The organism is Lewinella sp. JB7, from assembly GCF_024297185.1.
Classification (GTDB): domain Bacteria; phylum Bacteroidota; class Bacteroidia; order Chitinophagales; family Saprospiraceae; genus Neolewinella.
In genome coordinates this window covers 39,791-51,998 of sequence record NZ_JANCTD010000008.1, presented here as the reverse complement: position 1 = coordinate 51,998, position 12,208 = coordinate 39,791, and the positions used below count along the sequence as shown (strand labels likewise).

At 58.9% G+C, this 12,208-nt stretch carries 12 protein-coding genes; 3 read left to right on the top strand and 9 right to left on the bottom strand.

Going from position 1 to position 12,208, the window contains the following annotated elements:
• Positions 1-8 precede the first annotated feature (8 nt).
• The 9 genes from NMA52_RS14440 to NMA52_RS14400 form a co-directional block, all read right to left on the bottom strand.
• Positions 9-455: a hypothetical protein gene (locus NMA52_RS14440; protein ID WP_254828403.1), complete on the bottom strand. Its 447-nt coding sequence runs from the start codon at positions 453-455 to the stop codon at positions 9-11.
• Between the two features lie 58 nt (positions 456-513).
• A complete protein-coding gene (locus NMA52_RS14435; protein WP_254828402.1) occupies positions 514-1,860 on the bottom strand; it encodes a phage major capsid protein in 1,347 nt (448 codons plus the stop codon).
• A gap of 20 nt (positions 1,861-1,880) precedes the next feature.
• Positions 1,881-2,498: an HK97 family phage prohead protease gene (locus tag NMA52_RS14430; RefSeq protein WP_254828401.1), complete on the bottom strand. Its 618-nt coding sequence runs from the start codon at positions 2,496-2,498 to the stop codon at positions 1,881-1,883.
• Positions 2,482-3,795: a phage portal protein gene (locus NMA52_RS14425; protein ID WP_254828400.1), complete on the bottom strand. Its 1,314-nt coding sequence runs from the start codon at positions 3,793-3,795 to the stop codon at positions 2,482-2,484. The genes NMA52_RS14430 and NMA52_RS14425 overlap by 17 nt, the downstream gene beginning before the upstream one ends.
• Positions 3,796-3,865: 70 nt before the next feature.
• On the bottom strand, positions 3,866-4,114 hold the full coding sequence (locus tag NMA52_RS14420) for a hypothetical protein (RefSeq protein WP_254828399.1): 249 nt from the start codon (positions 4,112-4,114) through the stop codon (positions 3,866-3,868).
• Positions 4,105-5,790 carry a terminase large subunit gene (locus NMA52_RS14415; protein ID WP_254828398.1) on the bottom strand — a complete coding sequence of 562 codons (1,686 nt, stop codon included), beginning with the start codon at positions 5,788-5,790 and terminating at the stop codon, positions 4,105-4,107. Before NMA52_RS14415 ends, NMA52_RS14420 begins: the two co-directional genes overlap by 10 nt.
• A complete protein-coding gene (locus NMA52_RS14410) occupies positions 5,790-6,194 on the bottom strand; it encodes a P27 family phage terminase small subunit (protein WP_254828397.1) in 405 nt (134 codons plus the stop codon). The genes NMA52_RS14415 and NMA52_RS14410 overlap by 1 nt, the downstream gene beginning before the upstream one ends.
• Positions 6,195-6,380: 186 nt before the next feature.
• Positions 6,381-6,749 carry an HNH endonuclease signature motif containing protein gene (locus tag NMA52_RS14405; RefSeq protein WP_254828396.1) on the bottom strand — a complete coding sequence of 123 codons (369 nt, stop codon included), beginning with the start codon at positions 6,747-6,749 and terminating at the stop codon, positions 6,381-6,383.
• Positions 6,706-8,037 (bottom strand): phage integrase SAM-like domain-containing protein, encoded by a 1,332-nt coding sequence (locus tag NMA52_RS14400; RefSeq protein WP_254828395.1) that lies wholly within the window; start codon positions 8,035-8,037, stop codon positions 6,706-6,708. The genes NMA52_RS14405 and NMA52_RS14400 overlap by 44 nt, the downstream gene beginning before the upstream one ends.
• Before the next feature lie 489 nt (positions 8,038-8,526).
• Here NMA52_RS14400 and NMA52_RS14395 point away from each other — a divergent pair, with 489 nt between their 5' ends.
• From NMA52_RS14395 to NMA52_RS14385, 3 genes are read left to right on the top strand one after another with little or no spacing between them, the layout of a single operon-like run.
• On the top strand, positions 8,527-9,267 hold the full coding sequence (locus tag NMA52_RS14395; protein WP_254828394.1) for a hypothetical protein: 741 nt from the start codon (positions 8,527-8,529) through the stop codon (positions 9,265-9,267).
• Positions 9,268-9,324: 57 nt separating this feature from the next.
• Positions 9,325-10,515 carry a hypothetical protein gene (locus NMA52_RS14390; RefSeq protein WP_254828393.1) on the top strand — a complete coding sequence of 397 codons (1,191 nt, stop codon included), beginning with the start codon at positions 9,325-9,327 and terminating at the stop codon, positions 10,513-10,515.
• A gap of 44 nt (positions 10,516-10,559) precedes the next feature.
• On the top strand, positions 10,560-12,179 hold the full coding sequence (locus tag NMA52_RS14385; protein ID WP_254828392.1) for a GMC oxidoreductase: 1,620 nt from the start codon (positions 10,560-10,562) through the stop codon (positions 12,177-12,179).
• The last annotated feature ends 29 nt before the right edge of the window (positions 12,180-12,208 follow it).

The following is a 12,208-nucleotide window of genomic DNA, read 5'->3' as shown; positions in this document are numbered from 1 at the left end:
GCGGGGGCTTACTTCTTGGACGACTTCTTACCGCCCGACTTCTTAGTGGCGGTCTTGGGGTCGGGAGTAATGGCCTGCTCGTCATCATTGACGTTGAGCTCGGCCTTTTCGATTTCGGCTTCCTTCTTGGCCTCCTGAATCTTGCGCTCCTGCAAGCCGGCATCCTTTGCGGCGGCTTGCACGTCGGCGCGGTGGGCTTCGGCCAGAGTTTCCTTGCCCACTTCGGCGTCGGCGATGGCCTGAGCGCGTTCCTCAGCGGCGGCCTCGGCTTCGGGACCGATCTCGGCGGGAACGGTGGAGGCTACGGCGGCCGACTCGTCCTCGAAGTCGACGGCGAATTTGGCCCGGATCAGGTCGTCGGCCACGTCGTTTTTCAGGGTAGCGGTGTCGCCCTCGTCGTAGGCCAGTTTCCAGGGCTCGCACGTGGGGCTTTTGGTGAAAATTACTTTTTTCATGTCTGATGATTACTGCGTTTTAGCCCGCCGGTGGACTCACCAGCGGGCTAAACTGGGGTTACGAGAGGGTGGTGATGGCGTCCTTCATCGCGGCAAAGGCGGCGGGCTGGCGCACGGCGGCATCCCAGAAGGAGTTGATGGTAAGCGCCACCGTAGCGTTGCGCGCCTTGGTGTAGGGGTCGACCACCAGGTCGAGACCACCCCACTGGCCAACCATCAGCTGGCGGAAGTCGCCGAAGATGACCGCCGACAGGTCGGTGCCGGTGCCCTTGGTCAGGTCGGAAGGCACCTGGTTGGAGAAACCGGCGCGGTAACCGAGCAGGGTACCCTGACCGTCCTCCATCAGGAAGCGGCCGCTGCCGGCGTCCAGCTTGGTGGCCATCAGTTTGGCCTTGGCCTTGGTGTTGGTCAGGAAAGCCATGGTGTCGGTGCCGGCATCCAGGTCGACCACCGCGGCCACGAGGGCCAGTAGGTGGATCCGATCGAGGGCCGCCCCGTTGGCGCCTCCGGCGACGGAGCCAATGCCGGGGGTATTGAGGATACCCTGGGGTACGGCGCCCGTACCGCTACCGTCGATGAGGGCCTTATCGAGGGCCAGCTCATTGGCGATGCGCAGGTCGCGGCGCAGGAAGTTCTCGTAGCCGAGCGGGAGGCTCGACTGCAGCAGCAGCAGGCGGCTGGCTTCGGTGTAGGCGGTAAGCCGCTTCGGGCTCAGCGTGAAGCTGCCGAAGGCGGGCGTGGTTTCGGGGGCCGGATCGATCTCCCCGGCCCAGCTGGCTACCGTAGCGCCGGTCTGGCGCAGTACCTCGAGGTTCCCGGTCAGGCCGGTAATGACGTTGGCGCCCATGCGTTCCACCATGGGCTCGGGGCGCAACTGCTCCACCAGCCCCGTAAGGCGGCGGTCAACCGTAACCCCGGCGCTGGGGGCACTGACGGTGGTCGCCGTGGCGCGTGCTTCCAGAAAGAAGCTGGGAACGGCCGCACCCTGTACCGAGTGGCCGAACTTGGCGGCCTCGGAGCGGGCCTCTTCCTGCATCTCCTTCTCTACGCCCGAGAGGGGTTCGTTACGTAGTAAGGAGCGCAGGGCGGACGTGAAGCGGTACTCGCGCACCTTCTGATCCTGCTCGCGGGCTTCCCCCCGGTCGGAAGGGTTACCGCCGGCCTGCGTGGCTACGTTGCGGGCGGCGGCGGCGGCGGCAGCGGCGGCGTCCGCATCACGCTTTTCGACGAACTCGAGGTCCGTGGCACGCTTTTCGAGGTCCTCGATTTCGGAGCGCAGCGTATCGGCCTGCTTCTGCTCGTCCTCGGTGTAGGAGCGGCCTTCGTCGGCTACCTTTTGGAGGAGGGCCCCGAAGGCCTTGTTCTTCTGAGCGGCCTTCTGCCGCAATTCCTGACTCTTGGTCATAGTAGAAATGGGTTGTCGGCTTAGAGCCGGGTGGTAAAGAATTTGATGTCCTCGGCAAAGCGCTCGCTGAAGACGGTTTTGGGTGTTTCGGGGCGGGGCGGGTCCGCGGGTGCGGCGTCGCCGGTCGGTGCGGAGCGGGCGTCCACGGTGGTGATGTCGTAGGCCGGATAGGTGACCGGGCTGACGTCGCGCACCACCTCGATCTTGAGGATCTTGCGCAGGTCGACGTTCTGGCCGTTGTAGTTGTCGACCCAGCTGGTTTCCTTCACGCGAAAGGCAAAGGAGGATTGGGAGATGTCACCGCGGCGAATCATCTCCAGCACATCGTTACCGATCGTGGTTTCGGGCGCGGTGAAGGTGTACTTCAGTCCGCGGCTGTCCACTTCAAGGGTCAGCGTACGGGACTTGGAGCGCGCCAGGACGTGGTTCGCGTCGTGGTTGAACAGGGCACGGACGTCCGACATATCGCAGCCGTCGAAGGCACCCGGTTCGATGCGTTCGTGAAACCAGCCGGAGATCTCGGCCACTTCGGAAAACACCGCGGCGTAGCCCGAGATCGTACGTCCGTCGGCGGCGGGCTCGGCGCGCGTGTCCACTTCGAAGTGGCGGTGCTCGATGGGGTTATTGATCTTGACCAATGGGTTTTTCGTTTTCGGGTTTCACATTGGAGGCCAGAGGCATGTCGTAGCGATCGCCGCCTTCGTAGGGGGCCATGTTCTCCAGGGCCCGGATTTCGTTGGGGCTCATTGCGCCGACGTTGCGCATGACGGCGTAGAAGGTGCCGCGGCTCTTCGTATCACCACGGAGCAGACCGTCCACGTTGAAGCGGACGTAGTGGGTGCGGCGCTCCTCGGTGGAAAAGCACTTCGAATTCATCTCATCCTCGATGAGCTTGATGATAGGCCGCAGAGTGAACTGCACGAACTTGCGGTTGCTCTCCTCGACGTTGTTGAAGGTGCTGCCCTCGAGGCTGCCGAGCAGCAGGGCGTCCACCCCGGTGATGTTGGCAATGTCCTGAATGGTGGCCTTGCGGGCTTCGGCCATCTGGTTATCGCTCATCGTCGAGCCGATCTTCAGGTACTTGAAGCCGTGGGGAAGCATGCCGATCTTTCCGGTCTTTTCCTTGCCCACGTTCTGGCCGTTCCAGACGGCCATGGCCTGTTCGGCCTGCTTTGGGTTCATGGGCTGGTCGGGCACCAGCAGGCCGCTCACCTGGCCGGCGTTGGTGAAGTAGACGCGGCCGAGCTCGATCTCGGCCAGGATGCGCTCAAAGGTGGCCCGAAACAGGGCAACACTCCCCTGCCCCCGCACGCCGTCCGCGCTGTTGATCTTGAAGTGAAGCACGTTGGCGGAGTCGACCGCCTCTCCCTCAAATACGTAGTGGAATTTGCCGCCGCGCCCCTCAACAACCTCCGGCCGGATGGTCGGCATCTCCAGCCGCCGCAAGTCGCCGCCGGCGTAGCGCATGATGACAAAGCACTCGCCCTTCAGAAATAGTTGACGGACTACGGCCGCCCGAAAGTCGTATGAATTTACCAGGGGGTGCACCCGGAACTGCAGCATATCGTGCAGCGGGTGTTCCACGGCCGCGCGGTTACCGCCGTCCTCGGTGTCAACGAACACCCCGACCGGCAGGCTGGCGATCTGGCTGGCAACGACCTCAATGGCCCGATTAAAGGCCGGGATCGACTGGGCGGTGGATTCGGTGACCTGGCTGACGTCAAAGCCCCAACCCTTCAGCAGCATCGCCACGGTGGGGCCGTCCATATTGCCCTTTAGTTCCGTTGGTAGCCCTGTGGACCGACGCTCCGTCGCACGGGTAGGCGCGGCGGCGGTCGTAGCTACGGAGGTTCTCCCCTCGGCGGTCCAGGCGGACGGCAAAAAGGCGGATTCCAGGCGCTTCAGTACTCCAACCTTGTTTACCGTGGCGGTCATGGCCCAAAAATCCGCCGGGCGGGCCGTCGATCGCGTCAACTCCGTTGACCGAGTTTAGACGGTAGTCAGATTATTTGCGCGTAGACAGCCGGGTACAGTACTGCCAGCGCTTCTTGCGGAAGGATTGATAGTCCTGGTAGCGCCGGCGCCCGGTGAGGTCCACCAGTTCGGCTTCCAGCTCCTGGTAGGCTTCCTCCGCGGTGACGGGGCCGCTCAGTAGTTTATAGTAGCGGACGAAGTAGGCGTCCGTACCGTGTAGGTCGAGGGCATACTTGACGGCAGCGCGTTCTTTGGCGGTAAGGTGGGTGATCACATCCATGATATGGTGAATTCAGGAGTCTCCTCCAGTTTGAAATCGAGGTATTCGCCAAATGCCTCTGCTAAAGCCACTGCCCCGTCGATTTTCGAGCGGGAGCGATTCTTGTCAAACTTTACGTTGCCGTTGGGATCGCGGTACAGCACCACGTTACCAAAATTCCAGCCCAATACCGGATTGTATGCGTGATCGAGCTCACCGGTAAGAATAACATTCTCCATCTTGGTGATCGGCTCGTTGAAGGTGCCCGTATTCTGCCTGAATTCGTTCATCCGGACCTCCTCGGCAGTGAGCTTCGTCGCCAGATGCGTGGCATTCCAGGGATCGTAGGACATCCCCTTCAGGTCGAACAGAGCGTGATCCTGCAGAATGACCGAGAAGATGTAGTCCAGATCGATGACGTTTCCGGGGGTGAGGGTGATGTAGCCCTTTGACTGCCAGTCGAAGTAGGGTACCATGTCCTTACGAATCAGTTCCTCGGCACTTTCCTCCGGAAGAAAGTAGCGCATCAGCACCCGGTAACGATCAAAGTGAGCCTGGGGAGGGAACAGGTAGGCAATGGCCGTGAAGTCACGGGTCTTTCCCAGGTCAAGGCCTCCAAAGCAGCGCAAGCCCGCCAGCTCCGCCGGATCCCACCGGCTGCATCCGCTGATGAAGTCGGAATGCTTGATCCAACGCTCTTCGACTGTCGCCCACAGGTTGAGGTTTTTAGTCTTAAAGTTGATCTCGGCCGTGGAACCTTCGTTACGGGCCTTGGTGTACATCGTTTGCAGGCCGTCGAGGGTCGGGGTACGGCCCAGGCCGGGGTTTGCTTTTTCCCAAACGCCTTCGTCCTCCCAGTCATCTCCCTCGTCCAGGGTATAGATCATCGGCAGCAGGGTAAAGTCCTCCTGATCTCCCTCGAGGATCCGGATACAGCTTTGCTCGAACTGGTATAGAGGTCCCAGGGGGTTGAACCCGCGGGTGGTGGTATAGAGCAGGAGGGGTTGCTCGCGCGCAACGCTACCGGATTCCATGTTGTCGGGAATACTTGAATCTTTGGCCTCGTGGTATTCATCGATCAGCGCCAGGTGGGGATTTACTCCGTCCAGGGTTTTGGAGTCCGAACTAATGGGCCGGAAGAAACTATCGTTGGCCAGATTGATCAGGTTACGGTTGTTGGTCGAATTGTAGAGTGCCAGGTCCTGATTGATGCTTTCGCTCTCGTGGCGCAGCCGTTTGAGGATCTTCATGCCCGCCTCCCAGCTGTAGACCGCCTGGTCCAGCTTGTTGGCCGCCGAGTAGCATTCGGCCCCCTCCTCGTTCTCGAAGAAGGTCATCAGCACACCGATCGCTCCGGCGAATTCGGACTTACCATTCTTTTTGGGGACGCAGAGCAGCCCCTTGCGGAACGTCCGTAGGTCAGTACCCGTCTTTTTCATGCCGTAGAGCATGGCCAGGAAATACTCCTGCCACGGCATCAACTCAAAGAGCTTCCCGGCGTACTTACCCTTGGTGTGCCGGAAGTATCCGAAGATCTCGATGACCCGGGCCGCCTCGGCAAAGTCAAACGTGAACCGATCGTCCATCGCCATGCGCACGCAGCGCTCCACGGAGAGCCGTTCCAGTCGCCCGGCCAGACGACGTCCGGTCAGAACGTCCTCCATGTAGTGTATCCAGGCGGGGACGGCCGAGGGCATTAGGACACTTTACGCAGGCGACCGATTTTATCCACCGGCCGGCGGCCCTTGGCCAGCGATTCCCCCCTGCCCTTCTCACGAAAGTTGCGATCAATGCCGAGCAGCTTGGCGTAGCGGCTGATGGCCTCGTCGGCGTCCTTGCGCAGGAACACCTCCGGCCGCCGGCGGGGGTCCCCGTTTTTGTCCACGCGGGTATATCCCTTGCGCTGCAGGTACTCGGTGAAGTGCTCGAACTCCGCCACCGCCAGGGCGAAGCGCTCCAGCGTTGAGGCGTCGACTTTCTCCAGTCCGTTGCACTTTCGCAGGTAGGTCTTCACGGCCCGGACCTCCTTGGCGGCGCGTTTGCGGATGGCTTCGGCGATCTCCTCCGGGCTCGGGGGGAGGGTGGGTTTTTGGTCAGGCATGGGGTTTCAACTTTTTACAATTTTTTCGCCGCGTGTGTGGGGACGGTTAGGCGGGGGATAAAGCTCTGGAAAGCCTTTTGTTTCGACCCTCCCCCCCCCGTAAGCAAACAAAATTTTATTAACCTCTCGTCTTAAATACACAATATTATATTGTAGTCATCGGGCGTATACACATTCATTTTGCCTTTAAGTGAGCACTTTGATCACCTCGTCACGATCGACCGGCACGCGACCGCTCATGGTGCGCTTCGAATCCAGCTCCAGCCCTTGTCCCTCCAGTGCGCTCTTGCGGTTGTGGTGGTAGGCGCACATGGCCATGAGGTTTCGGGGATCGTAGTCTGCACCTCCATCCTCACGAGCGATGATGTGATCAGTTACATCTGCTACCGCAACCTGGTCGATCGCCGTACACACTTCACAAAGTGGCTGACGCTGACGTACCGAGCGGCTGGTCTTTCGCCAGGCGGTGCTGTTGTAGAAGCGTTGATCGCCGGTTGGTTCACGCTTACGCTCAGGCAGATAGCGACGGCGGCGGGCTTTTGGCAGGTGTGGCATCAGGTTGGTTGTAATATGGAAGGGCTTTTAGCCGCGAAGCTCGACGCTCGGCATCCTCTTTAATGTAGTGTAGGAGCGTTTTCCTGTCCGAATGTCCAGTCATAGCTTGTATATCATCGAGATGGATGCCAGCAGCATGGGCGTTAGTAGCAAAGCTGCGCCGAGCGGTATGGGTAGTGATCAGCTCGAACTTCCGAAATCGTTGCAGGACGGAACGCCCGCGGACATTTCGCGCTAACTCGATAGTTTCGGTCATGCCCGCTGCTTCACAGACCTCTTTAATGTAGCGGTTAATCATTGTAGGGCTATGCTTCGGCAGCTTCCAATTGTAGCGTTCACCGATTCGCTCCAGCATGGGGCGCAAGGGAATAACAACCTTCTTACGTATGCCCTTTTGTGTGAATAGGCTCAACATCCGCTGCCCATTCCGCTCGATAATGTTGGCGGCACCTATCTGAGGCCAACGGTTGACGCGCAGACCTGTGCAACAACCAGCGATGAATAGGTCGCGAGCTTGCATATGGTCGATGTGACCGGGCCAGTCGAAAGCGGCAAGGTGTTGCAGTTCCTCCTCGTACAAAGCGATCGTGTCCATGGCTTGAGCGGAAAGGCGCAGATGGGTCTTTAACTGGATGGCCCTCACGTCACAACCCATGTTGTGGCCATGAGCCGCTGCGTGGATACATACCTGCTTGAACTTTCGCAGCATCTTATGGATCGTTGAGTCAGTGCGCTCCCGCGGTAAATTCCAGAAGAAATCACGGTAGGATTCAAAGAGCGCCAGATTGACGTCCCGGAAATAGATTGGCCGCTTGCGGTCCTCGGCAAATCGCAGGAACCAGTCTAGGGCTACGGCGTCGCTGTTCATCGTCTCTCGGCTGAGTATACCAGAGGCACATCTCTGATCGTGGTGGTCGCGGTAGTAATCTACGATCAGGCCACTAGGGGCAGCTGGGGCAAACTGGGTTCCATAGATTCGCTCACGTAACAAAGCCTTCAAGGTGTCTGGAGTGAGGTCCTGTAATCGGTGACTCCTTCGGTGCTCGTGGTAGGTCCTCCGTATAAACTGATCTAGATCATCAAGCACCCGGTTGACCTCCAGGTACTCAATGTGCCGCTCACACCATTTATCCTGTACTCGTTGATCCTTCTTATTCCAGTGTTTTGGGTTGACGTGTTCGGCCGTGCTACAGATTATACGGTTGCCGAGGTAACTGAATCGAAGGCTTATTCTTGCCTGCGAATCGGCATCTGCGGGTTCTAGGTAAAATCTTGCTTTTCGTGCCATGGACTGTTCATTTTGGTGCTCGAATGAGCCATGAACATACACTTTCACTGACAGTAAAGCAAACATTCCAGCGCATACGCCCAACCATTTAACACAATTTGTTTGTATACAATTAAGCAAAACGGCCTTTAAACGCTTAGGGCTTATCATGTGCGCGATTCTTACTTAAACTTCCCTGTTCCATCCGAGACCACTCCCAACTTCCTCCGGGCAGGTATTTCTGACCGGGCGACGTTGCACCACGTATATACTTGGTACACCCCCGATTTTTTCCTGATTACCACCGATATTTGCTCAATGTTAAGCAAATGTGTATTTCCTTGTGATATAGCGAAAAAAACATTGCATAAAATTAACCCTTCTTGGTTGATTGTGTATATGTTTGTACACGCAGAGGGGTAACCACCTTGCCCCCTTTAGTTACGATTTAGCTTTCGACACTACCGGTTTACGCTTAGCCGGGTTTTTGAACATTACACACACTCCCTTATGTACATCCCATCCCTCGGGGAGTTGGCTTCGGTCAGCTCTAAGGGCATGCGTCGCTATGGTGCGATCATGCTCATTCCCGCCATCCTCATCGCTTGTTTTATCGCCATCGCGTTGACCGTCAACATGGTGTACTACGTACCCATCGGTGATCTGTTCCGCGACCCCCTGGCGCTTACGGAGGCCCCGGTATACTTCGGCCTGCTGTCGCAACTGGGATTCTTTTTCTGGTCGGTACCCGTCGGCGCACTCCTGTTGATACTGGTCATGGGTGACTGGCTCAGAGCCCACTCGCGTGGTTTTATCCTATACTCGTTTTTATTAACGATGGGATTAGCCCTCGATGACGTATTCATGCTGCACGAAACCGTACTACCGGATACCCTCGGCGTACCCCAGGGGATCGTTTTTGCGGTATATATCTTCAGTATGGCCGGCTATTTACTGTTTAATCAGACGGCAATACTCCGCGCCCCCTTCCCCATACTGTTCGTTGCCCTCGGACTGTTCGGTACGTCCATGTTAGTGGACCTTGCCCCGGGCCCCGAGCGTCTGATCGGCATCGATATGGTCTTCCTGCTGGAGGATGGTGCCAAATTGGGTGGAATCATTTTCTGGACCTGCTTCCAGTTGGTGGTATGCCGCAACATTCTCTTCAAATCCCTGCGTTCGCAGCCGTCGAAGAGTCAGCGCCCCGCCCCCAGGAAGAAGGCGACGTACGCTTACCGGGAAATGGCGTAAACGGGAGGATCGGGGAAAGCGACTACCTTTGATCAATCGTCTCCGTAGTCTCTGTGCATGCCCATTACCGGTATTTTTCCCCCGCTCCTGTTTAGTCTTGCTTTCGTGCTTCCGGCATGGTGGTTGTACCGGCGGGGCCGTCGGTTACTCTTCCTCGCTCCCGCCTTCACTGCTCTGCTCCTGACGGGAGCAACCCTGGCGGTATACGCGGAAGAGGTCAGCCAGCGCCAGGCACGGCACGACTTGAACACGCTTCTACGGGAAGTGGGTCGACGTGACCTCTTCTCCGGCGGCGGTCTGCGCGACTCCGAAGAGACACTGTTCCTGTTCGCTACCACGAGCCAGGCGCTGTACTACGGAAGGCAGTATGCCCCCGAACGGCGGGGCGCTATCGATTCTCTGCTGCGGCGTATGGCGGACTGGAGTATTCGTTACGCCAATCTCCCGCAGTGGGGCGCACGTGCCGACTGGGACCGTGAGGTCTTCTTTTTAGCCCACGCCGGCGCGGTCCTCGGACACTATCAGCTGGCTACCTCCGAAGAAACGTACGCCCCCTACTTCCAACGCATCGGTCGCCACCTGGGCGACCGGATGCGGCGCGCGCACTACAAACACCTGGGTAGCCACGGTGAGGAGAGCCTGCTGCGCCCGGCGGATAACGCGGCGGCTATCTATGCGCTCATGCTGTACGACCGCTACTACGGCGAAGATTACGCCGCGGAGACGCGACGAGAGTGGACCGCCTACATCAGTAAGGAACTACACTACGCGGAGAGCAGGCTTCCCTGCGCCGCCTTCACGACCACCAACCGGTGCAGTATTGAACCGAGTGCGGCGGCTACCGGGCTCTACATCTGTTACCGGGCGGCGGCCACCGCGTCGACGGAGGCTTCCATCGACGACATTCCCTACCGGGAGTGGCTGCACTACTTCAAGCGTTTCAGTGGTAGCCCGTTCAGTTTGTCCATCCGTCCGAACATGCGGAAGGGGCAGGTAGCCCGCCTGTGCGATGCGGGCCTCTCCCCGCTCGAGTGCGGTATGTACGAGGACGCGGTCGGGCTATGGGCCGCGGCGGAATACGGAGGTGGCTACACGTACTTTCGTCTGTTCTTCGGTACGGTCTTTGCCCGTTGGTTCGGTTCGCCAACCGACTACGCGGAGATGCGCAGCGCCCGGCGCGTGAAGGAACTTACGGTACTGGCGTTGCGGACGATCGGCGAGGGCGTGAACCAAAGAGCAGCGGAATGATTTGGTAGGTGACTCACCGCGGGTCCGTACGCCAAAATTCACTTATGCCTTACGATTACGACGTTATCATCATCGGCTCCGGCGCCGGGGGTGGCAGTATTGCCTACACCCTGGCCGATACCGGAAAGAAAATACTGATCCTCGAACAGGGCTCCTTCCTTCCCCGCGAAAAGCGCAACTGGGACCCGGCGTACGTGTTCGGTCCCGACGGTTACAAGGCGGACGTACACTGGGAGGGCCCGGAGGGGGAGGACATTCGCCCGATTCTCTACTACCGGGTGGGAGGAAACACGAAAATGTACGGTGCCCTTCTGCACCGTCAGCGGCCCGAAGACTTTACGGAGCAGCAACACAAGGGAGGCATTAGTCCGGCGTGGCCGGTCGGGTACGACGAGTTCGAACTCTACTACATGATGGCCGAACACGTCATGAAGGTGCACGGTAATCGCGGTGAGGATCCCTCGGCGGGCTGGTCGAGTGGCCCTTTCCCCTTTAAGGCTTTTCCCCACGAAGCGCGGATCCAGGAGGTGGCGGACAGCCTAACGGCCCTGGGCCTGCATCCTCACCATTCCAATTTAGCCCTCAACCGCGACATCGACGAGCCCTGGCGTCGGCCCTGCATCGCCTGCAATACCTGCGATCCCTTTCCCTGCATGCTGCACGCGAAGTCGGACGCCGAGACGGCCCTCATCCGTCCCGCTCTCCGTCACGACAACGTTAGCCTGTGGACGGGTAGCCGGGTCGATCGCCTGATCGAGGAGAACGGAAAGATCGTGCGGATAGACCTTACCCGTGATGGGGAGCCGATCAGTCTGAGTGCCGATCTGGTGGTCGTTTCCTGCGGTGCTATTCAAACCGCCGCCCTGCTCCTACGGTCCGGCGTGGCCAATTCCTCGGATCAGGTCGGCCGCAACTTCACCAAGCATAACCAGAGTGGCATTTCGGCCATGGACTACCGTAAGCCCAACGACACGGCCTTTCAGAAAACGCTCAGCGTTCACGACTTTTACCACGGCGGACCGGACATGCCCTACCCCCTCGGCACCATTCAGCTTACCGGAAAGGCGCACTGGACCCGGATTATGGGAGACTACGCATTTATGAATATTACCGAGGAACGGGCGCGCGAAGTCCAGCGGTTCGCCGTCGATTTCTGGTTTACGAGTGAAGACCTCCCCGACCCGCGCAACCGGATCGAGTGGACGGGTAAGGGCGTCAAGTTCAACTACCGCCCCAATAACCGGGAAAGTCATTTTGAATTTCTGGATCACTTCCAGGAGCACTATCTGCGGCCTCAGGGATTCACCGACTTTATCCGCTCCACCAAGGGTCTGGAGTTCACCTGGCACCAGGCCGGCACCGCCCAATTTGGCACCGACCCAAAAAAGAGCGTACTGGACGTGAACTGCAAGGCCTGGGATCACGATAATCTTTACGTCGTAGATGCCAGCTTTCAACCGAGCCAGGGAGCTACTAATCCGACCCTCACCATCATCGCCAATGGTATCCGCGTGGGGGAGCACTTGCGTAAGGATTGGTTTAACGAGGGCGGAGTCACGCTCGCCGATTACCCCCTGTCGGAGGGATACATGGCCGATAGCGCCGGCGCCCGTATTCAGGATACGCACTACACCGCGGGCGACGGTGTGAGTTGGGGGGCGTAATGCCGTCCCGGCGCAAAAGAAATCTGCCG